Annotated in this window: 18 protein-coding genes, 1 tRNA gene and 2 pseudogenes; 6 read left to right on the top strand and 15 right to left on the bottom strand. The window is 60.0% G+C overall.

Translation table 11 applies throughout. The features are described 5' to 3' along the window. Positions 1-2: 2 nt before the first annotated feature. From Q0O40_RS07645 to Q0O40_RS07625, 5 genes are read right to left on the bottom strand one after another with little or no spacing between them, the layout of a single operon-like run. On the bottom strand, positions 3-1,010 hold the full coding sequence (locus Q0O40_RS07645) for a thiamine pyrophosphate-dependent dehydrogenase E1 component subunit alpha (RefSeq protein ID WP_295528231.1): 1,008 nt from the start codon (positions 1,008-1,010) through the stop codon (positions 3-5). Next, entirely contained in the window at positions 1,007-2,332 is a 1,326-nt protein-coding gene (locus Q0O40_RS07640) for a Xaa-Pro peptidase family protein (RefSeq protein WP_295528229.1), read from the bottom strand. The genes Q0O40_RS07645 and Q0O40_RS07640 overlap by 4 nt, the downstream gene beginning before the upstream one ends. Continuing rightward, the gene (locus Q0O40_RS07635; RefSeq protein WP_295528226.1) at positions 2,329-2,787 is read right to left on the bottom strand and encodes a cupin domain-containing protein; all 459 of its coding nucleotides are present in this window, start codon (positions 2,785-2,787) and stop codon (positions 2,329-2,331) included. Before Q0O40_RS07635 ends, Q0O40_RS07640 begins: the two co-directional genes overlap by 4 nt. A 47-nt stretch (positions 2,788-2,834) precedes the next feature. Then, a complete protein-coding gene (locus tag Q0O40_RS07630; protein ID WP_295528223.1) occupies positions 2,835-3,566 on the bottom strand; it encodes an SDR family NAD(P)-dependent oxidoreductase in 732 nt (243 codons plus the stop codon). A 26-nt stretch (positions 3,567-3,592) separates the two neighbouring features. Beyond that, positions 3,593-3,895, bottom strand: coding sequence for an antibiotic biosynthesis monooxygenase (locus tag Q0O40_RS07625; RefSeq protein ID WP_295528219.1), 303 nt, complete (start codon positions 3,893-3,895; stop codon positions 3,593-3,595). Positions 3,896-3,912: 17 nt separating this feature from the next. Between Q0O40_RS07625 and Q0O40_RS07620 the strand changes: the two genes are divergently transcribed. After that, positions 3,913-5,430: a tetratricopeptide repeat protein gene (locus tag Q0O40_RS07620; protein ID WP_295528216.1), complete on the top strand. Its 1,518-nt coding sequence runs from the start codon at positions 3,913-3,915 to the stop codon at positions 5,428-5,430. 85 nt (positions 5,431-5,515) lie between these two features. Here Q0O40_RS07620 and Q0O40_RS07615 read toward each other — a convergent pair whose 3' ends face one another. Then, positions 5,516-7,843, bottom strand: a complete 2,328-nt coding sequence (locus Q0O40_RS07615; RefSeq protein WP_295528213.1) for a TonB-dependent receptor — start codon at positions 7,841-7,843, stop codon at positions 5,516-5,518. A gap of 331 nt (positions 7,844-8,174) precedes the next feature. On the opposite strand from Q0O40_RS07615, the pseudogene Q0O40_RS07610 reads away from it, so the two are divergent. After that, a pseudogene (locus tag Q0O40_RS07610) lies at positions 8,175-8,486 on the top strand (transposase); the annotation flags it as partial. Between the two features lie 70 nt (positions 8,487-8,556). On the opposite strand, the gene Q0O40_RS07605 reads toward Q0O40_RS07610, so the two are convergent. Genes Q0O40_RS07605 through Q0O40_RS07595 form a run of 3 tightly spaced genes read right to left on the bottom strand, consistent with a single transcriptional unit; the run spans position 8,557 to position 11,333 of the window. Then, positions 8,557-10,176 carry a PQQ-dependent sugar dehydrogenase gene (locus Q0O40_RS07605; RefSeq protein WP_295528253.1) on the bottom strand — a complete coding sequence of 540 codons (1,620 nt, stop codon included), beginning with the start codon at positions 10,174-10,176 and terminating at the stop codon, positions 8,557-8,559. A 2-nt stretch (positions 10,177-10,178) separates the two neighbouring features. Next, the gene (locus tag Q0O40_RS07600; RefSeq protein ID WP_295528211.1) at positions 10,179-11,021 is read right to left on the bottom strand and encodes a hypothetical protein; all 843 of its coding nucleotides are present in this window, start codon (positions 11,019-11,021) and stop codon (positions 10,179-10,181) included. Positions 11,022-11,033: 12 nt separating this feature from the next. Next, on the bottom strand, positions 11,034-11,333 hold the full coding sequence (locus Q0O40_RS07595; RefSeq protein ID WP_295528252.1) for an SDR family NAD(P)-dependent oxidoreductase: 300 nt from the start codon (positions 11,331-11,333) through the stop codon (positions 11,034-11,036). Positions 11,334-11,538: 205 nt separating this feature from the next. Here Q0O40_RS07595 and Q0O40_RS07590 point away from each other — a divergent pair, with 205 nt between their 5' ends. Then, positions 11,539-12,183 carry a TetR/AcrR family transcriptional regulator gene (locus tag Q0O40_RS07590; RefSeq protein ID WP_295528209.1) on the top strand — a complete coding sequence of 215 codons (645 nt, stop codon included), beginning with the start codon at positions 11,539-11,541 and terminating at the stop codon, positions 12,181-12,183. A 197-nt stretch (positions 12,184-12,380) separates the two neighbouring features. Here Q0O40_RS07590 and Q0O40_RS07585 read toward each other — a convergent pair whose 3' ends face one another. The 4 genes and pseudogenes from Q0O40_RS07585 to cpdR all read right to left on the bottom strand — a co-directional run bounded on the left by Q0O40_RS07585 (position 12,381) and on the right by cpdR (position 14,204). Next, positions 12,381-12,647: a hypothetical protein gene (locus tag Q0O40_RS07585; RefSeq protein WP_295528207.1), complete on the bottom strand. Its 267-nt coding sequence runs from the start codon at positions 12,645-12,647 to the stop codon at positions 12,381-12,383. A 39-nt stretch (positions 12,648-12,686) separates the two neighbouring features. Beyond that, positions 12,687-13,208, bottom strand: a pseudogene (locus Q0O40_RS07580) (Na+/H+ antiporter NhaA); the annotation flags it as partial. A gap of 411 nt (positions 13,209-13,619) precedes the next feature. Next, a tRNA-Val gene (locus tag Q0O40_RS07575) sits at positions 13,620-13,694 on the bottom strand. A gap of 120 nt (positions 13,695-13,814) precedes the next feature. Then, positions 13,815-14,204, bottom strand: coding sequence for a cell cycle two-component system response regulator CpdR (gene cpdR, locus Q0O40_RS07570; RefSeq protein ID WP_295528250.1), 390 nt, complete (start codon positions 14,202-14,204; stop codon positions 13,815-13,817). A gap of 159 nt (positions 14,205-14,363) precedes the next feature. On the opposite strand from cpdR, the gene Q0O40_RS07565 reads away from it, so the two are divergent. Beyond that, positions 14,364-15,326, top strand: a complete 963-nt coding sequence (locus tag Q0O40_RS07565; protein WP_295528203.1) for an N-formylglutamate amidohydrolase — start codon at positions 14,364-14,366, stop codon at positions 15,324-15,326. Positions 15,327-15,654: 328 nt separating this feature from the next. Here the strand turns inward: Q0O40_RS07565 and Q0O40_RS07560 are convergent, their stop codons facing one another. After that, on the bottom strand, positions 15,655-16,437 hold the full coding sequence (locus Q0O40_RS07560; protein ID WP_295528200.1) for a SapC family protein: 783 nt from the start codon (positions 16,435-16,437) through the stop codon (positions 15,655-15,657). 159 nt (positions 16,438-16,596) lie between these two features. Next, on the bottom strand, positions 16,597-18,066 hold the full coding sequence (locus tag Q0O40_RS07555; RefSeq protein ID WP_295528198.1) for an FAD-binding oxidoreductase: 1,470 nt from the start codon (positions 18,064-18,066) through the stop codon (positions 16,597-16,599). A gap of 205 nt (positions 18,067-18,271) precedes the next feature. Between Q0O40_RS07555 and Q0O40_RS07550 the strand changes: the two genes are divergently transcribed. Beyond that, positions 18,272-18,841 carry a hypothetical protein gene (locus tag Q0O40_RS07550; protein ID WP_295528196.1) on the top strand — a complete coding sequence of 190 codons (570 nt, stop codon included), beginning with the start codon at positions 18,272-18,274 and terminating at the stop codon, positions 18,839-18,841. Between the two features lie 184 nt (positions 18,842-19,025). Beyond that, positions 19,026-20,405 (top strand): DEAD/DEAH box helicase, encoded by a 1,380-nt coding sequence (locus Q0O40_RS07545; RefSeq protein ID WP_295528193.1) that lies wholly within the window; start codon positions 19,026-19,028, stop codon positions 20,403-20,405. Positions 20,406-20,671: the final 266 nt, after the last annotated feature.

The following is a 20,671-nucleotide window of genomic DNA, read 5'->3' as shown; positions in this document are numbered from 1 at the left end:
CCTCAGGCGTGAGCAAGAACGTCTTCGGGGATCGGAAGCCGATCGACGAACACGTGGTCAAAGGCCTCTTCAAAGGCCGGATAGGCGCTTTCGCGCGCAAAGCTGAGTGCATCGTCCACTTCCTCGGCAACTTGCGCTTCAATTACATCCAGCGCTGCAGGCGGCACGCCTTGTTCCAAAAGGCGCAGCCGATGCAGCACGATCGGATCGCGGGCGAGCCAATCTTCATGGTCGGGGCCGCGCGGGGTCAATTCTCGACCCATGTTCACTGCATGGTCGCCGTAGCGATACGTCTTGGTTTCGATCAACGTCGGGCCTTTGCCGCTCCGCGCGCGGTCCACCGCCTCGCGCACGGCGATTTCAACCGCGTCAACATCCTGACCATCCACCATCACGCCGGGGATACCATAGCCATGCGCGCGGTCGGCCACGTTCTCGCCTGCCACGCCTGCAGATGTTGGTGTGGACATCCCGAAACGGTTGTTCTCGCATACGAATATAGCGGGTAATTGCCAGACTGCGGCAAGGTTGAGCGCTTCGTGGATCGCGCCTTCGCTGCTGGCTCCATCCCCGAAAAAGCACAGCGCAACCCGGTCAAGCCCTTGCATCTGCGCTCCCAAGGCGGCGCCCACGGCCACTGGTCCCCCCGATCCAACGATGCTGGTTTCGCCAAGGCTGCCCATCGAAAAGTCGGACAAGTGCATTGATCCGCCCTTGCCCTTGCAGATGCCGGTGGTTTTGCCGAGAAGTTCGGCCATCAGCGGGCGCAACATGGCGCCTTTGGCAATCGGGTGGCCGTGGCTGCGATGATTGCCCACCATGTAGTCGTCGTCGCGCAGCGCCATGCACGCGCCGACGCCCGATGCTTCCATGCCGGCATACGTGTGCAGCGCGCCGGGAATTTCGCCTTGCGCGTGGATGGCCTCAGCCTTGTTTTCGAACTGGCGGATGCGCTGCATCCTCAAGTATTTTTCAAGGCCCCGGTCGTTGTCGCCAACAGCAGTCATCATGCAATCCTTTTTGAAAGCGCAGGGCTTGCTGCGTTTGGGGCGGCTGCAAGCGGAGCCTCGATGAGTTCCAGCGGCGTGAGATACATAGGTTCAGGTGCGTGCGCGGTGATCGCGTAGACGTTTTCCATATGGCAGGGGCCAACCCGCGCGCCGAAATACAGGCTGTCCAACGAGATCAGCATTCCCTCTTCCAGAACAAATCCCTGCTTGACCCCGGCTAGGCCGGTCGAAGGAAACGGGAGCGGAATTTCGAGCGGCATCAAGCCGATACCATGAGCCACAACCAGCAGTTTTTCAGGCGTGGCCACTCCATGCGCGGCAAGGTATTCGCCTCCGATGGCTGGCAGGCTGGCGGTGGATATGCCGGGGCGCAGATGATCTACCATCTTGTTAAAAGCATCGCGCAGAATGTCGTGCTGATGGCGATATGCGGCGGATGGGGGCCCGATCACGGCGGTGCGATTTATGTCCACCCACAGGCCATCATGGATGCCTTGTGTTTCGAGGATTACGATATCGCCGCCGCGGAGCGGGCGATTGCCTTGCGTGCGGAACAAGTCGGGGATGAAATCATCTTTTTCATAAGAGCCGCCGAACAGCACCCCGCCTTCATCGATCGGGATCACTTTATTGCGCACCATAAAGTCGCAAACGCGCGCCTGTACATCGTTCCAGTCCGCCCCTTCATGCAGCAGCGATCTGGCATGGGCCATGATGCGGTCCGCCAGCTTGCCCACCTTGCGGTATCGTTCCAGTTCGCCCTGTGTCTTGACCACGCGAACGCGCATCATGAAATCAAGCGCATCCCGGTAGACATGGTCGACGCGGCTTCGTGTCCGTTCCGACAGCCGCGGCTCGTCAAATCCGATGGTCTTGCCTGCGAGGCCATGATCGGCGAGCGCTTGGGCTATCGCCGATGCGACATCGGGCTGGCACGCACCGGCAACCGTGCCAATCAAGTTTGCCGCATCGGCCGCCAGTTGCCCGCCGTTGCGATCCGGATCAAGATAACGGCTGACTTCGCAGAAGTTCAGCATATCGAAAGTGCGTACTTCGCCGAACGAACAAACCTCATCGTTAATGTTCAGCACCGCAAGGAGGCCAAGGTTTGCTTCAGGGATTACCAATGTCAGCGGCCGCTCCGAATCGGCATGAACGATGGCTGCAGCCAGCGGTTCCATCTGGCCCCATCGTTCGAGAACTGAATGATATCCTGTGGCGTAGCGCACATCGTGCGGGTGGCTCAACACAACTGCATCCAAGCCTTCGGCCGCCATCATGGCCCGTAGCCTTTCAGCTCGGGGATTAGAGGTGGCGGTCATGCGGCGGCCTCAAGCCCATCGTTGGCGATATTGGCAACTACCGCGCCGCCTGCGATATCGCGCAGAAATTCGTGGTTGAGTACGAACCGTATCTGATCGTTTTGGTCGGTAAAGGCCACTGCGCCGTGACCCATGAACAGGTACTCGGTCACCTGTTCGCAGCGCGCCTCGGTATGGCGCGATCCGATGGGTTCATACCCATAAGTGCCTGCGGGGGCTGATCCGACGTCATAAATTAGTTCGCCCTTGGTTACAAAATATTGGCCATGACCAAGGTGCCAGTGCGGCGCGAACGTTGCACCTGGCTGCATACAAACCCAAAGCACCCAGTCGCCAGTTTCTTCGCTGAAGCGTAGCAGGCGAATGGTTGTTCCGGCGCCGAGAGCAACTTCTTTACAATCGGCGATGTTTACGATCACGTCTCCGGTTTTACCAGCATCATGCATAAAAGCCATGGTATTTTCCTTCTCCGCAAACAGATATAGGCTCGCTTTTTGAGCAATCACATTGTTGCCGTCAGTCCCTCGTCAGCTGTGATAACTGCGCCGTGTAGCGCGTTCGAACGGTCGTCGAGCAGGAAGCAAACAATGTTTGCAATCTGCTCTGGCTCCATAAAAAAGGCACGGCGGGGGCTGGGGTGCCCGACCATAAGGGCTGCGATGGCCTGCTCGCCGTCGGCCGTCCGCAAACCGGCGGTAAGCGGTGTCGCCACAGCACCGGGGCACACGCAATTGATCCGGATATTTTTTGGCCCCAACTCAGCCGCCAGAGTGCGCGAAAGCATCGCCACTCCGGCCTTCGATGCGCTGTAAGCGCTATCGCCAGCCCGGCCTGCGATGCCGCTAACCGATCCGACAAAAACGATAGAACCACCGCCCGCCGCGATCATCCCGGGTATCACCGCTTGCGTAACGTAGAAGCTCCCCTTCAGATTCACGTCTATATGCCGGTCGAACAGCGCTATGGGGCTTTCAGGCACCGGATTTGGCATCCAGATTGCGGCGTTGTTGACCAGCCGCGTGATCGGGCCGTGCGCTGCTTCGATCGCGGCAACGGCAGTGGTCACCGCAGCAGCATCGGAAATGTCGGTGCGGATTGCTGCGACCAGCCTGCCTTCAGCAACAGCGCTTTCCAATTCCTGTTGCGGGGCATCGGATAAGACCGCCACGCGCATGCCTGCTGCTGCCAGTTGAGCTGCAATAGCTAAGCCGATGCCGCTGGTGCCGCCCGTCACAAGCGCAAGCTGCCCCGCAAGCCCGGTCACTGCGCCGGTGCGCCAACAAGATCAAATGTCCGGATATCGGGGTCGCCATCGAGGCACGCATACCCTTCCGCAGACATCGCGACATGATAGGGCCTCTGGGCGTGGTCCTCGCGCGCTTCGGCATTTCGAAAGATCTCTGTGAAAGCAAAACTATCCGGGCTTTCGGCCGATTTCATAACCTGAAAGAGCAGCGTGTCGGGCTCATTCGCCCGGACATCAGCCTGCAACTGTGTAATCAGCGCAAGAAACCGCGCAGTCTTGTCCGGCTTTGTGCGGACATGCATAATTACGCCAATCATCGAGGGGATCTTTCTGCATGATGAAGGAATTGCTGGAAGAAGCTGCGCGTCTGGCGAACGGTGCCGACCCCGCTTCTGCCCGGCCGCTGGTGCAGCGGCTGTTGGCGCAAGCGCCAGGCAATGCGGATCTGCTGACTCTGGCTGGCATCGTTGCGCAGCGCACTGGGCTGTCCGGTGATGCCATCGCCGCATTCCGGGCGGCCCGCGCCGCCGATCCGGGCGATGCCGGGCGCTGCCAGAACCTTGCCGTTGCCTTGAAAAAAGCAGGGGATCATGCTGGCGCGCTGGCCGTATTCTCCGAAAGTCTGGCATTGCGGCCCGGTCATGCGGGCACGCTTGCCAACATGGGTTCGTGTCTGATCGAAGCGGATCGCTGTGAAGAGGCGCTGGCGGTGCTGGCGCAAGCGATAGCAGCGTCGCCCGATCATGCTGATGCGCATGGCAATATGGGCGTTGCGCTGGCGCGGTTGGGGCTGCGTGAAGAGGCCAGCGCCGCCTATCGCCGCGCGCTCAGAGTTCGGCCCGGCCATGCCGAGACCGTTTTGAACCTTGCCGATGCGCTGTCTGCAAGCGGCGACTGCGATGGGGCTGCTGCTCTGATCGGACAAGTGCTGCGCGCCCATCCGGGCCACACCCGCGCCGCCAATCAGCTGGGCTTGCTGCACGAGGCGGCGGGCGATCATGAAAGCGCTGCGGCTGTATTGCACTCCGCGTTCGATCCAGCCTCGCCGCATCATGCGCTGGGGGTCAATCTCGCGCGGGTGCTGATCCGCGCAGGGCATCATCAGGATGCCCTGATTGTTTGCGACAGTCTGATTGCGAGCCAGCCCAGTGTCACCACTCCGCTTGCCCTTGCGCTTGCTGCGCTGGACAAGCTGGGCCGCCAGGCCGAACGTGATGCGTTGATGGCGCTGGACCAATTCGTGTCTGTGTATGATATCGATAACGTCGCGGGGTTTGTAAGCATGTCCGCTTTCAACGCCGCGCTGGTGCAGGAATTGCGCGCGCATCCATCGCTTGTTTTCGAACCCGAAGGATTGGTCACGCGGCAAGGCCGGCAAAGCGGCGATCTGGCCAGTTCGCACAAACCCGCGCTGCACGCGCTGGCCGAATTGGCGCGCAGCAAACTGAGTGCTGCCCATGCCGCGCTGCGGTCTGCCAAACCCGCCGACCATCCGTGGTTGCGCGCCATGCCGGATGATTGGACACTCACGATGTGGGGCACGATCTTGAGGCCGGGCGGGGAGGTGGGGCCGCACATTCATGCACCCAACTGGATATCCGGCGTTTATTACCCTGCCGCCAGCCCCGCTGCGGCCGGCGATGTGCAAGGTGCCTTCGCCATCGGCGTGCTGCCCGCCGAGCTTGGCGGCGGCGGCACGTGTGTTTTTCACCAGCCCTGCGCGGGACGGATGATCCTGTTTCCCTCGTACTTGTGGCACGCCACGATGCCCTTTGGCGGTGAGGATGAGCGGATCAGCTTCGCCTTCGATCTGGTGCCTGCAAATGTGGGCCGGCCTCACCGCTTGCGCTAGCCTGAAACCACCCCCGGGCAGGGCAAACTGCATCGCCCGGGGGAGAGAGATGGTCAGGCAAGCGGGGTTCCCGGCCATCGCAAAATCAGAACTTGACCGAACCTTCGATGCCGAATGAACGCGGCGGCGCATAGTTGGTAAAGTTGAACAATCCTGCGACCGAATTGGCCGAAACCCGGTAAACCTTATCCAACAGATTGCGGCCAAAGATCGAAAGACGAAACTTTTCGGTCGGATCCGTCCAGCCGATGCTGGTCCCTACCAAAGTCCGAGCCTGTCCTTGCGAAAAGTCTGCGTTCAGCGTCGTAGATTCGAATTGCGACTGATAATTGATATCGGCGTTCAAAGTGACCGTACCCCACGGGGCTGGCGGGAACTGGTAATGCGCGTTGGCGCTTGCAGTCCAGTTTGGCGTGTTACGCAGTTTCAGGAAGGAAGCATTGTCATTGACCCCGTCACCATTTACGTCCGTGCTGAATTCGAGATACCTTGCCTTCTGCCAGCCCAACGCTGCACCCATGGTCAGGCCATCAATCGGTGCGGCCGAGAGTTCGAGTTCCAGACCATACACTTCGGCCTTGCCTGCATTGGTAGTGCGGGTCTCCTGGCCGGGCAGCCCGGTAAGAGGATCGGTAAACGGCACCACCGCGTCGCGCTGCAGATCATTGTAGCGCACATAAAACCCGGCCAGATTGGCCCGCAGTCTGCGGTCGGCTGTCTCTGTCTTCAGACCGAATTCAAAGCTGTCGGCGGTTTCGTCGCCAAACGGCAAGGCCGAGGTCGCCGACATTGCCTGCTCGTTGTAGCCGCCGGACTTATAACCTTGGCTATAGGTGAAGTAGTTATTGATACCGGGGGCAATTTCGTAGCGGTATCCTACACGGACCGTGGGTTTGCTGAAACTGGCTTTGTCGGCGTATTGAGGCCAGAACCCGCTCAGGATGGTATTGCGGCGCACCGCTGGCCGCACAGCAAAGCTCTTATCTTCCTTGGTGTAACGCGCACCGACAAAGATCGAAAATGGATCGGAGAGTTGATATTCGGCTTCACCGAACGCGGCGTAGGAATCGACCTTGTAATTCGCAGTCGACTGGTTCGGATTGTTCAAGGCTGTCGGATCGCCAAGAAAGCGCAAAAAGCCCAGGATAGCTGTGGCGTTTGCATCCAGTGTCTGGCCCCAATACATAGCACCAGCCGTTATCTTGAAGCGGTCCGAAAAGTCGGAACTGAAGCGCGTTTCAAAGCTGTACTGGCTGCGCCGGTCATCGCGGGTCGCCACGAACAAGTAGGCGTTTTCGCCGGTGTAATCGGATGGGAGCGATGATTTGACCGCTCGATACCCACCGACCATCGTCAGTGTGCCGACCCCTGAAAAAGTGTGTTCGCCGCGCAAATAGACGCCGTCTACGTCGATGCGGTGGCCGCTCAGCGTACCGGGACACGTCGGTACTGTGGCAGATCCGGCGCAAAGCGTAGTGCCCGTATCGAAAGGGCTGCCGCCGGTCGTCTGGATCCCGGGGAAGCCCAGCACGTCGAAGAGAAAGCCTCTGGGTGTCTCGTTCACCGAAGGCGGAGATTGCCCGCGATCGCGCAGCATTTCATAGGTCAGCATCACATTCGTGTCGGCATCCGGCTCCCACAGGAGTTTTGCGCGACCACTGAAGAATTTCGAACCGCCGATGCGCTGGCCTCTTCCCACCACACCCTGCGCTCCGTCGACCGCGTTATTCTTGGTCAGCCGGTAAAAACCGTCACTTTGCTGAAACGATCCGGCCGCGCGGAAGAACAGGTTATCAGCGATCGGAATGTTGATCGCCGCTTTCACATCCTTTGTGTTGAAACTGGAATAGCCCAGCCGCAGCTCGGCGCTATAGCCCGCCTCCGGCCGTTTGGAGATCACATTGACCACACCGCCCACGGTGTTCTTGCCAAACAGAGTGCCTTGCGGGCCACGCAGTACTTCGATGCGCTCGATGTCGAACAGATCGAATAACTGGGTCTGCACGTGCGCCAGCACGAAATCATCGACCACCACGCCCACCGCAGGTTCGAACGTCAGGATGATATCGCCAGTCGATTGGCCGCGAATGCCGATCGATGCTGCGTTGAAGCCGGGAACGTTGGTGATCACCACGTTGGGTATATCGCCGGCCAGCGCGCGGATGTCGGTGGCAAACTTGCTTTGGATGGCAGATGCGGTGAATGCCGAAACTGCCACCGGGGTTTTCTGAAGCGATTCAGAAACGCGCCGGGCAGTGACCACGATCTCCTCGAGCCCTCCGCCCTGTTGCGCAGGTGCAGCCTGTTCGGCTGCTGCTGGCGCAGTCTGCGCGATGGCTGTGGCGCTCGTGCCCGTCAATAGTCCGGCGGCGAGCGTTTTCAGGACGCAACTCAGTTGTGGCGTACGGATCATGTCAACTCCTCTCAAAAACGACCGCCCTCATGAAACGTGGCAGTTCGAATCACCGCGGTGCTATATTCCCCCGCATTGCTAAATGAGTACACATGTTCCTTTTTGGAAACTAATAAAAACAATGTTGCATGATGTTTTTTCCGCAGCGCAGCGGACGTTAGGCAAAGGAATTGCTTCGGTAGCGTTTTGTCAGATGTGAGACGCAGACTCGCGAGCCTTAGAGCTCCCTGTTACCGGATGCTGCGATGCAGCAATCAGTGGATGATAAAGCAAAGACTGTAAAGTGAAGCGCCCCAGGTTTCCCGGAGGCTCCTACTTGTGAGAAGGGGCCTATGTGACGCACGTACTTATTCCGGAGCTTCGGCCCGGCGACGTTGTCATCATGGACAATCTGTCGGGCCACAAGCGCGCCGCGGTGCGCGAGAGGATCGAGGCGGTCGGCGCAACACTGCGCTTCCTCCCGCCCTACATGCCTAACTTCAACACCATCGAAAAGGCATTCTCACGGCTCAAGGCCATCCTCCGCAAGGCAGGCGAGCGAACCGTCTCCGGCCTGTGGCGCCTCATCGGCAAGCTTTTCGATATCTTCAAGCCAGACGAATGCGCCAACCACTACAGCTCATGCGGATATGCCCCAGCATGATCGAAAAACGCTCTAATCATAAGCATAGCGAAAGGAGAACTTTAAACAACCTGGGTCTGATTGTGATTGGTTATGGATTTTCACTTGCTGTGTTTTCAAGATAGCTAGTGATCTGTAGAACGGTTTCCAGTTCATCGATCGGCGATGTTACCATTTTTGTTCCCGGGTAATAGGTTTGTGGGTTGGAGATGAAGGCCACTAGCGTATCGCGATCCCATTGAACGCTGGTCTTGGGATTTCGTAAAGCCGCTGAATAGTTGTACCCCGGCAATTGACCGGAAGGACGGGTGGACACCCTATTTAAGTTCGGTCCAATCTCTCCGGTGGTGAAGCTGCCAGCAACATGGCAACTGGCACAATTCTGCCCGAAGAGTTTTCGAGCGCGTGCTTCGTCATATTTGAAATTGAACAAGGTTTGAGTAAATCGCTCCTGATAGACCCCACGGCTATTGAAATCTTTTATCATGTCTCCCGTAACCAGGTTCTGGAACGGCATGGCAACGCGCTTTGCTTCGGCCGCAGACGGTGCGCCTGCCCGGATGCGAAGCAAACGCCCCTTTGAAGAGTCTGTTATCGCATAGATATAGCCGTCTGGGCCGACAGCGACAGACCGGATCCGCTCCTTGAGGTCATCCAGCAATGCTTCTTCCTGCACCACCACGTTGTCTTTAATGCGCAAACGGCGCACAACGTGTCCCATCAGTTCGCTTGTAAAAAAGTCTCCGCGCCAGCGAGGGAACTGCGAGCCGTTATAGTAGACAAGATCCGACGGCGCACGTGACGGCGACCACGATGCCACTGGATCGACGTAATCGGGATCTTCCTGCTTGGTGGACATGGCACGACCCGTGTAGTCAAAGCCCCACGACACTAGCGGCCAGCCATAGTTGCCACCAGGTGTTACGAGATTCAATTCATCTCCACCCTTGGGTCCGATATCAATGACATAGATGCGCCCGTCGTCGGTGCGGGTGATCCCGGCAGAGTTCCGAAACCCGGTTGCCCACAATTCTGGAAGAGCGCCTTCGACGTTGCTGAACGGACCGTTGGCGACCGCACGACCTTCCCGATCTATGTGGATGATCTTCCCTGAATGATTGTCGGTCCGTTGGACCATACCGCGACTTCCTTGCCCACCAGAACCCACGCCAACCAGCATGGTCTTGTCAGGCAGGAACAATATTCTGAGGATACTGGGACCTCCGGGGGGGGCTGGTCGGGCTGTGCTGAAGATTATCTGCTTATCGCTAAGTCGCTCACCATCAAAACGTGCCTTCAGGATGGATCCGGTCCTCGCGCTGTCGGTTCCGGTGACAAATGTCAGGTAAAGTGTTTTGTTTGTTGCAAAATCGGGATCAAGCTTAACGTCCAGCAGACCATCGTAGATGCTGCCATTTAATACCTCCGGCACCCCCTCAATGGCTTTTGGTTGCAACTTTCCCTTGTTTACGATGCGCAACTTTCCAGTTCGTTCGGTGATTAATATATCGCCGTTCGGCAACCACGTCATTGCCCACGGGTGATCCAATCCGTTCACCACTTCTTCAGCCCAGTATCCTCGATCGTCCACGCGATCCGCAGTCGCCGCGCGGCTAAAGCCTGTCATCAGAAGGGCGAAACATGCGAATAATGAAATCGCGGGCGCACCGTAAGGCCGCAACTGCGTAATCTCTTTTCTGTTATGTTTCATGATCACCTCGAACAACTCCTTGCCTGCGCAGCTACTTTTGTAGAACGCGGTTTTGCCTTCTGGCTGATGCCATGAGAATATATACCTCGGCATCGCCGAGCTTCCTCACGCCTTCTTTTTGATGACCTAAACGACTGTATTGTTTGGATTTCAGAAAAACTCTTCGGAAATGATTGGGAACGAAAATCAGCGACACCAATACAACCAGAGCGGCCATCCAAGGTCGTAGATAGACAAGCGTGATCATGACGAAGCGGCGCCAGCGAGTCGATGATTGCGCCCACCGTATTCTGGGTGAAGATAACATTCCGGCACTCACTATAGAACGACTGTGCCGTGAAGGCGAAGTGGCACCTCGCACAATACACCGCTTGTTCGGCAACAAGGAGTGCGTTGTTCAGTCGACGTTGCAGGACCGATTGACCGAGGTGCGCAGGCATCTGGCGAAACGACAGGCCGAATGCTCGATCGACGTTGTATTCGCTGAGTTGGACAGGATCGTGTCGGAGATGGAGCGAGGCGACGAATACGCTCGAGTTGTAATCGGCTTTTACTTCTTGAAAGAGCAGCGCGAAGCCGCAATCCGAGAATTGCATTCGGTCGGATGTAACCGCATTCGGGGCAGATTTCGGCCCACGCTGCGAAGGCTCGTGCGATACCAATGCACCAAGCGCGCTTTCACGGCGGTTCAGTGCTTCGTATTTGGGGATGCCAAGAAACCCTTCGGTCATTGGCGTCCGCGAAAAACCCGTCGCGACCAACGTCGAGAACATTACAATACTGCTACCGTCGAGCATCGCGGGCACGGCATGCTTGAGAAGCAGCAGATTGGCGGTGACGTGCATCGCGAGTTGCGCCTAAATCTGCTGGCGGCGCAGATTAAGGATCGACTGGCCGAGCGTCGTGCTGGCGGCATTGACGAGCAAATCGAACGTGCAAGCGGCGCCTATCATCGCGACGATCGAATCTTCGTAGAGGATATCGCACGGGACCGTTCGAGCGCCAATTTCATTCGCGAGCGCCGCGAGTGCGTCCTGCCGACGGCCGGCCAGCGCTTTATAAAAACCTTCGCTAGCGAGCCGCCGTGCTGTCGCCGCGCCGAGCCCGCCTGGGGTTGACACGCCGACGACCAAGGCTTGTCGATTGCTTCTTTCCATGGCCAAGATTTGTGCACGACGGGACAGGACATATCAAGCAAAGCATGCAAGGTGGACTTTTTTGGTTGATTGCAAAGGCCAGATATAAAAGCCAAGTCTCTCTGATCGACGCGCTCCGTCGCTGCATGACAGCACGACATAAAAACAATCATGCTGTTACATCCAGGAGGCGATTTCCGTGGCTCGAGGATCTGCTAAAGCTGGCTTGGCTCAGCGCTCGGCGCTTCCGCCAAGAATAGCGCCGACGCTGAAGTCGCTCAAGAGTGCGCAGACGCGCGCAAAGATGATCGAGGCGACAATAAGCTGCATCGTGCTGCGTGGCTATGCCAACACGACCACGCCGATGGTCGCGGCGGAGGCAAGGCTGTCGCGCGGTGCCATGCTGCATCATTTCGAAAATGGCGCCGGCTTGATAAAGGCCGTCATCGTTGAGCTGCACGAAGAGCGGCTCCGCGCATTTCTTCGCGAGGCCGAAACCGACAATCATGACACCGCTACCCTCGTGCGGAGCTATTGGAAGCAGGTGCAGAAACCCGCCTTCATCGCATTCCACGAACTTGTGATGGCGGCGCGCTCGAACGCCGATCTCGCGCGGATCCTGAAGCCGCTGCAAATCGAGTTTCGCGAACGCTTCAATCAACAGGCGGTGCAGCTGTTTCCTGCATGGCATGCCGACCGGCGGGGCTTCGATCTAGCAATGGCGCTGTCGCAGACTATGCTCGAGGGGATGGCGATCCAGATCCTGACGGGGGCAATCGACTCGGCCATGGTCGAGCCGTTGCTCACGCAGCTCGAGCAACAAATCCGCGACTTGACCCCCGGGCTCCGCCCGAAGCCCGCGGCGTCCTAGCCGAGCTGCGACAGCCCTTATCGGATGCCGCGGCGCAAGAGTTAGTAAAAGACTGGGTAGTTCCAAGTGCAAGTTTGCGGATGGGGCCAGTAACTGGCGACGGACTGCAGATCATAATGCCCGCGGCAGTGGCCAAGGGCAAGATAGGGGCCTTGGCCGATACGATGCTCGAACAGCACAGGAACCTGCGGATCGTCCTACGATTCGTCGCGGAGTTTCGGGCACGTCCCGGTGAAGCTGGCGTGCAGCAGCAGATCGAGCACGGCGGTGCGGTGGACCAGGTAGAGCTCCTCCTCGACCCGGAAGCCGCGCAGGTTGGCAGTCATCGGATGATCGGACCGCGTCACCGAGAACTTGAACGGGGCGATCGGCGGATGCCCGCCGAAGCGGCTACCGGCGACCGCGGTGAAGTTCGGGTTGTCGTTGGGGCAATCGACTTTCCCGTCGTCTGCGAAGCGAAGCACAGCATTGGTGCCGAGGAGCGCGAGCCAGCGCCCGCCCGCTTATTGCCGCACGGCCGGCGCATGATCTTCGATTGGAATCACGATCCGGCCTTTGTCTGGAGCCCAAGCGGCGCACATTCTTGGTTTATTGGCGGGTCGGCGTGCCGAATGGCGGATTTCTCGGTGGCGCAACAGGTGCGGCGTCCGCCGCCTCGGCGAGCAGATAGTTGATATAGCTTCGCGTGAGGTTGCATTAGAGAAGGCCAGCATGACGCCGGCAAGCGTCGCGTGGATGCCCGACCGCAGGACGAGCACCCATAGCACCAGCCCGATCACGAGATAGGGCGACAACCGTCGAACACCGAAGCGATTGAGCGCGATCAACACCGCCAGAGCCCCGCCCGCACCCGCTAAATCCGGCAGAGACAGGCCGGCGGTATAGAACATCGCGATGATGAGGACCGCGCCTAGATCGTCGATGATCGCCTATGCCGCCAGAAAGACGCGTAGCGAGGCCGGCACGGCATTCCCGAGAAGGGCAACGACTCCGAGCGCAAAGGCAATGTCAGTTGCGGCGGGAACCCGCTGCAGCTTTCGGCGAGTTAATCTGAGGCGCTGAATGACGGCTTTGTTGGCGGGAGCAGCTAATAACTCGCATGCGTAGGGGCTTTAAGGCTTTAAACATGAGGGGCATGCGTTCCAAGTCAAGTTCTACTTGCAAGTTAAAGATCAGGGCATCTGATTTATCGGCCGCGCAGGCGGGATGGCGAGCTTCGCGCAATGCATCTGCAGCACTGAGAAACTACGACTTTGGTCCCCGCAGTCAGTCGAAAAAGACGGCTCCGATCTTCTCGAACTGCACAAGGCATCGGCGTCGTGCGTTTAACCAAAGTTGTGATTGCGCCCCGTTTAGTGCCCCGTTTGGGGTGTTGGGCGGCTCTCCGATGAAATAAGAAAGGCCGCATAACTCCTTGAGTTAGCGGCCTTTTTTGATGGTGGGCGTAGCAAGGATTGAACTTGCGGCCCCTACGATGTCAACATAGTGCTCTACCACTGAGCTATACGCCCGCACCATCGCGTCTCATGCATACCATCGCCGCTGGCAATCGCATCATGAGAGGCAGTCCGTTAGCCGGGGCCGCTTGGGCTGACAAGGGGCCTTGAACGCCAAAACCGGTTTATCTGCAATCAACGCAAAGGCTGGCCATTGCCCGCGAACGGGGCATCGGAAAACACGCGTTCGACCTCCAGCACCAGATCGCGCAAGTGAAACGGTTTCGACAGCACGCGTGCCTGCGGCGCTTCGCGATTCGCCTTGAGCGTGACGGCGGCAAAACCTGTGATGAACATCACCTTGGTGGCCGGGCTGATCTCGCCGCAGCGCTGCGCGAGTTCGATGCCGTCCATCTCGGGCATCACGATGTCCGAAAGCAGCAAGTCAAAATGCTGGGTTTCCAGCAGCGGCACCGCCGCCGTGCCGCGGTCTACGGAGACAACCTCATAGCCCGCATTTTCCAATGCGCGCGAGAGATAAGTGCGCATAGCCGTTTCGTCTTCGGCCAGCAGGATGCGGATCATGGTCACCCTTTTCATTTGTGAACTATCAGTTCGGGCAAACAAGCTGCGCCTTGGCAACCTGTTGGAAGAGCGTGTTACATCGAAACGGGTTAAGAATCTTGTCCCAACCGGGATGTAAGCTTCTTTGACTTCAAACTTAATCGGTTGCAGCGTGAAGTGATGTCTCATCCTGATCCGTTCGTGGCCGATTCGCCGCATACGCTCCGTGCGCCGCTGATAAAGGGAGGCAATATCGCCGAAGGCGCGAGTGCGTTCAGCTTCCATGGGTTTGATCCTGCGCCGATCCCGGTGGTCATCGCGGTTCCGCATGCCGGGCGCACCTATCCGCAAGCGTTGCTTGAGAACATGCGGCACCCGGCGGCTGTGCCGCTGCGGCTGGAAGATCGCTATGTCGATCTGATGGCCATGGATGTCGCCCACCGCACCGGGGCGGGGCTGCTGATCGCCCATGCGCCGCGCGCGATGATTGATCTCAACCGTTCGGTCGATGATATCGACTGGGAGATGATCCAGTCCGCGCCGGGCGACGGTGCCGCGCCGCCGCTGGCCCAGCGCGCGCGCAGCGGGCTTGGCCTCATTCCGCGCCGGCTTCCGGGCACTGGCGAGATCTGGAAGCGCCGCCTTGATCGTGCAGAACTCGATTCTCGCATTGCGCTTGTCCATGCGCCCTATCATGCGGCGTTAGCGGCATCGCTTGAGGCTGTGCGGGCACGATGGGGGGCCGCGCTGCTCATTGATCTGCATTCTATGCCCTCGCTCAGCGCGCGCAACGCGGGCGAGCCAGCCGCCGAATTTGTGATCGGTGATCGGTTCGGGGCCTCGTGCGAAGGCATGCTGGTGGCGGCCGTCTTTTCCTATTTTGCCGAGATGCGCCGGTTGGCGGCGCACAACCGGCCTTATGCAGGGGCCTATGTGCTCGATCGCCACGTCCGGCTTGGCGCGGGAGTTCATTGTCTGCAGATCGAGATTGACCGGCGCGCTTATCTCGATGCCCAGATGAGCGAGCCGGGCCCGGGCTTCACCGGCACGGCAAGCTTGCTCGCCGGGCTGGTCCAGCGAATAGCCGCGCTCGTGGGCGAGATGGGCCAGATCCATCAACGTTGGCCCGCTGCCGCTGAATAACCAAGGGCAGGGCAAACAAGCGGACAGGCCATCGCGCGCGCATCCATCGCGCCCACCGCTGGTTCAATCCCGCCAGACCGATCATAAAAAAACCACCTGGAGTTTACCTCCAGGTGGCCAAGGTTCAGGGAGGAGGTGCATAAAATGCACCAGTTGCGACGGGCAATGAGGGAAGCGCCGCCACAACACCATGACAGGTAGGGAGCGCGCCGGAAGCGCGCAAGGGAAAAATCGAGGTATCTTTCGGCAAGTCCCGGCCGAGCCTTCGCCCTTCATCGGCGCAGCCTTAGCTGGCCGCGCCGATGATTGGTGCAAAAGCCTGAGCCGATCAGTTGAGCGGCGGCAGGTTGATCGTCGGCGTAGGAGCCGTGCCCTGTTCCTGCTGCTTGGCAAAAATCGTGCTCATGAGATCAAGCGAGAACATCTGCGCGTAGATCAGCGGCAGCAGTCCGCTCTGCGACCAGCTGCGCAACACATCGCCGCGCATGTCGCGCACTTTTTCCCGGTTGAACATCTGGAACCCGCGATAGATGAACGGTTGCTCGATGCCCGGCTGCTGGATCGAGGCTTCACCCTCCATCAACAGCTCGTGCTTGCGGATCTCTTCGATGAAGGCCTGCGTGCGCTGTCCCGCCTGTTCGAATTGCTCGCAGAACGACAGGATCGAGCGGGTCGCCTCGCTTGGCTCGGCATCGGCGAAGAGCTTTTCGCCGTCCTCGAATTCGCCGATCAGCCCGCACGACGGATCAAAGCAGAGCGACAGCTCGTTGGTTTCCGGCGACAATTTGGCCAGCATGAAGGGATAACGCCGCGCATAAGCCGGAATGTAAAGGCCGGGTGCAACATTGCCTTCTGCATCGACGAAAACGTTGACGCCTTCGTTCAGGCCCATCAGCGCGAGCGGTACCGGGTTCTCGCCCGAGGAAAAGATGATTGGATAATGGCGGGCGGCTTGCGGAAACTCTTCGACCGTCAGCGGCACAGCATGCTGGTTCGCCAGCCATTTGGCGGATGTCGCGCCGCGCGCGGTCCAAGTGGCGTGGTCGCGCGAATTGAGCGGGACAAGGTCGTTGTAGAACAAGGGCAAGTTGGACTGCGGCGCGCTGGCCATGGGAATCTCTCCGTTAGACAATTCGCTCTTTCGCGCCCGGACGCACGTTTTCCGCGATGAGCGGGCGTTTAGGGGGTGAGTCGGGACCGCGCAAGGGCACCTGCAACATGCCTGTCATGAACGGACCAATAATTTCGCCAGCGCACCAATACGGCGCGGTTAAACCAGTTTGCCGGGATTGAGCAGCATTTGCGGATCAAGCGCTTGCTTCACCCGGCGCAGAATCGCCAGCGCGACCGGATCGCCGGTCCGCGCCAGTTCGTCGCGCTTGAGCTGGCCAATGCCGTGCTCGGCCGAAATCGATCCCGCATAATGCGCCAGAATATCATGAACCTGGCGGCTGATCATCTTGCCGTCGGCTTCTTGCCACTGCGCCGGATCGACGCCGGGCGGGGCGATGACATGGAAATGGATATTGCCGTCGCCGAGATGGCCGAACCCGATCGCCTTCGTGCCCGGCCATGCCGCTTCCACTTCGCGCACGGCGCGGCCAACAAAGGCCGGCATGTGTTCGGTCGGCACGCTGACATCATGCTGCACTGCCGGGCCAAGCATGCGCTCGGCCGGCGCGATCGCATCGCGCAGTGCCCAGAACGCTTCGGCCTGCGTTTCGGTCGCGGCCAGCGTCGCATCGCCGATCAGGCCGCCTTCAAACGCGGTTTCGAGAAGCCTTTCGGCAAGTGCGGGCAATGCTTCTGCACCATCCGCATCGGCGACCAGCTCGATCAGCGCGTGCCAAGCGTGCTCGCCCGCCAGCGGCGGCCGCGCGCCGGGCAGAAAGCGGCACACAGCGTCGAGCGAATGCGCAGGCAAAACCTCGAAACCCTCTAGCGCGCCGCCGGCGTGGCGCTGCACGTGCAGCAGCAGTTCGCGCGCCGCTTCCAGCGATTCGAGCCCGGCCCACAACACTTCGCGCGCCGCAATGGCCGGCTCGAGCTTCAGTGTGGCGGCGGTGACCACGCCAATCGTCCCTTCCGATCCGATCAGCAGCTGCTTGAGATCGAACCCGCGGTTGTCTTTCTTGAGCACGGTGAGTTGGTCGAACACCGCGCCATCGGCCATCACCGCTTCAAGCCCGAGCACCAGCGCGCGCATCGATCCGTGGCGCAGCACTTGGGTGCCCCCGGCGTTGGTCGAGATCAGCCCGCCGATCGTGGCCGATCCCTTGCCGCCCAGCGAAAGCGGAAAGCGCAGCTTTTCCTGCGCTGCCGCTTCGTGCAGCACTTGCAGGATCACGCCTGCCTCGCACACCGCCGTCCTGCTCGCGCCGTCGATCAGGCGGATCGCGTTCATCCGCCGCAGGCTAAGTAGCAAGGCCGCGCCGCTGGTATCGGGCGTCGCGCCTCCTGCCATCCCGCTGTTGCCGCCTTGCGGTACGATCGGCACGCCATGCGCGCCGCATAGCTTTATCAGCGCACCCACTTCGGCGGTGGAAGCGGGTGAGGCCATCGCCAGCGCGCGCCCGGTGAAGCGGCCACGCCAGTCGGTCAGCCACGGGGCCATCGTCTCCGGATCGGCGGTAAAACCCTTTGGGCCGAGCAGCGCGGTGGCTGCCTCGACAAAGTCCGCGCGGGAATCGATGGAGGCGATTGCGGGCGGGGAAGCGAATGCAGGCGGGGATGCAGACATGCAACCGGGCTATCGCGCCGGCCCCGTCGAGGCAATTCAAATCTGCACCGCGCTGGGTTAACCGCCCATTCAAGCAAATCGATTAAAAACCAAGTGATTCTTTGCAGCGCACAGTTCAGCGGCCCCGGTGCCGCGCAATAACACAGGGCAGGGTCTCTAGCCGTTCAGCATGCTCAGTTTTGTCCATCTTCTTGCGCCTTTTGCCTTGGCCTTGCCCATCCCCGCGGTGGGCGATCGGCTGCGCGGCGCGGGCGAAGGGGCGGCATCTCCGCTGCCAGCCCAGCTTGATGCAATGCCAATGGACGCCCGCAGCCCCCAAGCGGGCACGCTGATCTCCGCGCTGGAGGTTCTTGATGCAGACACATGGCAGCAGGTGCGCATCGAACAGCGGGTGATCATTCGTGTGGCCCCGCTGGCGATCAGCCGCGAAGCCATGGCCCCGATGCCCCTGCCGCTGGCGGAAACGCGCATGCCGCTGTCGTCCGCGATGTCGGTGCGCGTGCGCGAACGGCGGGCTGCCAATTGCATGTCGGCAGCGGGGATCGCGGCGATCCAACCGGTCACCGACGGCCGCCTTCTGTTTCACATGCGCGACCGGCGGATGATCGCGGCAAGGCTCGAAAAGGCATGCAGCGCGCGCGATTTCTACCTTGGTTTTTACATGTCGAAAACGCCCGACGGGATGCTGTGCATCAAACGGGATCAGATCCATTCGCGCGCGGGCACCACTTGTGCATTGAAGGAAGTGCGCGAGTTCGTGCCGGTGGAGCGATAAGGCCCGCAAGGGTGCGATGACAGTACCTTGTGCATGCCCCTTACACATGCCGATTTCCTTGACTTTCACGCCCGTTTCTGCGTAGGCACAACCTCATGATGTCGCCGCGCTGAGTGCGGCACACTTGCCATTGTCGCCTCTGGCATATTTTTTGGCGCCGCTCATTTTCGGAAAAAGACCCCGCATGAAATTTGCCGATCTCGGCCTGTCTGACGAATTGCTCCAGTCGGTTCTCGACGCGGGCTACGACACCCCGACTGCCATCCAGGCGCAAGCCATCCCATCGGTGCTGATGATGCGCGATCTCATCGGCATCGCGCAGACCGGCACGGGCAAGACCGCGGGCTTCGTGCTGCCGATGATCGACATCCTCGCGCATGGCCGCAGGCGGGCGCTGATGCCGCGCTCCTTGATCCTTGAGCCGACCCGTGAACTGGCCGCGCAAGTCGCCGAAAACTTCGAGAAGTACGGCAAGAACCATGACCTGAAGATGGCGCTGCTGATCGGCGGCGTGCAGATGGGCGATCAGGTGAAAGCGCTTCAGGACGGCGTCGATGTGCTGATTGCCACCCCGGGCCGCCTGATGGACCTCTTCGAGCGCGGCAAGATACTGCTCACCGGCTGCGAGCTTCTGGTCATCGACGAGGCCGACCGCATGCTCGACATGGGTTTCATTCCCGATATCGAGACGATCTGCTCCAAGCTGCCCGCCACGCGTCAGACGCTGCTGTTTTCGGCCACCATGCCGCCGGTGATCAAGAAGCTGGCGGACAAGTTCCTCTCGAACCCCAAATACATCGAAGTGGCGCGGCCCGCTTCGAACAACACCAACATCGTCCAGCACAAAGTGCGCCTGCCTGCCCGCGCCAAGCGCGAAGTGCTGCGCCATCTGCTCAAGACTGACAACGTCTCCACCGCGATCATCTTTGCCAACCGCAAGACCACGGTGCGCGAACTGGCCAAGAACCTGCAGCAGAGCGGTTTTTCCGCAGGCGAAATCCATGGCGACATGGACCAGTCGGCGCGCAATGCCGAACTGCAGAAGTTCAAGGACGGGGTGATCTTGATCCTCGTGGCGTCGGACGTCGCCGCCCGCGGCCTCGACGTGAAGGGCGTGAGCCACGTGTTCAACTATGACACGCCGTGGCATCCGGACGACTACGTTCACCGCATCGGCCGCACCGGGCGCGCGGGCGCAACAGGCCGCGCCTTCACGTTCGTGACCGACGAGGACGCCGAGGCGATTGCCAATGTCGAAAAGCTGACCGGCGGCGCGATCCCCGAGTTCAAGCTGAACGTAGCCGACCCCGCCGACGAACCCCGCGCCAAGGAACCGCGCGCCGAACGCCCGGCGCGCAAGGCGCGCGAACCGAAGGTAAAAGCCGAGAAGCCCGCGCGTGAACCTGCACCGGCAAAGGCCGAAGCGTCGCCCCGCAAGGAACGCACCCCCCGCATCCCGCGCGACGAACCCCGCCCGGTGCGCGATGCCTTGCCCGATCTGCCCGAAGAGCCGGGCGAATGGAACGGCCCTGTTCCCGGATTCCTGAGCGTTTCAGCGCTCTAATTCCTCGCCGGAACGGGGAGGGGGACCATCGAAGATGGTGGAGGGGCAGGTTCGGCGTAAGCTAACCTTTAAGCCGTCTCCCCTTCAGGGGAGTGGGCCCGCGAGAGGGAAACTTGTGCCTCACCGTAATGGCAAAGTGCCTCGTGGGCTCCGGCTAAGCCAGAATCACATCTTATGGAATCGTCGGCCCGGACTTGATCCGGGCCTTGGCTTTTCTTTTCAACGCCGCGCGAGAAGAACAGCCCAACCCCGTGTCAAGCACGGGG

The organism is Novosphingobium sp. Chol11, assembly GCF_945870625.1.
Classification (GTDB): domain Bacteria; phylum Pseudomonadota; class Alphaproteobacteria; order Sphingomonadales; family Sphingomonadaceae; genus Novosphingobium.
This window is presented reverse-complemented; position numbering and strand designations above follow the sequence as displayed.

What these genes read in the sequence shown, in the direction of transcription:
- Q0O40_RS07615 (WP_295528213.1), bottom strand. Translation starts at nt 7,843, where the DNA reads ATGATCCGTACGCCACAACTGAGTTGCGTCCTGAAAACGCTCGCCGCC.
- Q0O40_RS07640 (WP_295528229.1), bottom strand. Translation starts at nt 2,332, where the DNA reads ATGACCGCCACCTCTAATCCCCGAGCTGAAAGGCTACGGGCCATGATG.
- Q0O40_RS07555 (WP_295528198.1), bottom strand. Translation starts at nt 18,066, where the DNA reads ATGTCTGCATCCCCGCCTGCATTCGCTTCCCCGCCCGCAATCGCCTCC.
- Q0O40_RS07595 (WP_295528252.1), bottom strand. Translation starts at nt 11,333, where the DNA reads ATGGAAAGAAGCAATCGACAAGCCTTGGTCGTCGGCGTGTCAACCCCA.
- Q0O40_RS07605 (WP_295528253.1), bottom strand. Translation starts at nt 10,176, where the DNA reads ATGAAACATAACAGAAAAGAGATTACGCAGTTGCGGCCTTACGGTGCG.
- Q0O40_RS07565 (WP_295528203.1), top strand. Translation starts at nt 14,364, where the DNA reads ATGTCTCATCCTGATCCGTTCGTGGCCGATTCGCCGCATACGCTCCGT.
- cpdR (WP_295528250.1), bottom strand. Translation starts at nt 14,204, where the DNA reads ATGATCCGCATCCTGCTGGCCGAAGACGAAACGGCTATGCGCACTTAT.
- Q0O40_RS07545 (WP_295528193.1), top strand. Translation starts at nt 19,026, where the DNA reads ATGAAATTTGCCGATCTCGGCCTGTCTGACGAATTGCTCCAGTCGGTT.
- Q0O40_RS07560 (WP_295528200.1), bottom strand. Translation starts at nt 16,437, where the DNA reads ATGGCCAGCGCGCCGCAGTCCAACTTGCCCTTGTTCTACAACGACCTT.
- Q0O40_RS07620 (WP_295528216.1), top strand. Translation starts at nt 3,913, where the DNA reads ATGATGAAGGAATTGCTGGAAGAAGCTGCGCGTCTGGCGAACGGTGCC.
- Q0O40_RS07635 (WP_295528226.1), bottom strand. Translation starts at nt 2,787, where the DNA reads ATGGCTTTTATGCATGATGCTGGTAAAACCGGAGACGTGATCGTAAAC.
- Q0O40_RS07625 (WP_295528219.1), bottom strand. Translation starts at nt 3,895, where the DNA reads ATGATTGGCGTAATTATGCATGTCCGCACAAAGCCGGACAAGACTGCG.
- Q0O40_RS07645 (WP_295528231.1), bottom strand. Translation starts at nt 1,010, where the DNA reads ATGATGACTGCTGTTGGCGACAACGACCGGGGCCTTGAAAAATACTTG.
- Q0O40_RS07600 (WP_295528211.1), bottom strand. Translation starts at nt 11,021, where the DNA reads ATGCACGTCACCGCCAATCTGCTGCTTCTCAAGCATGCCGTGCCCGCG.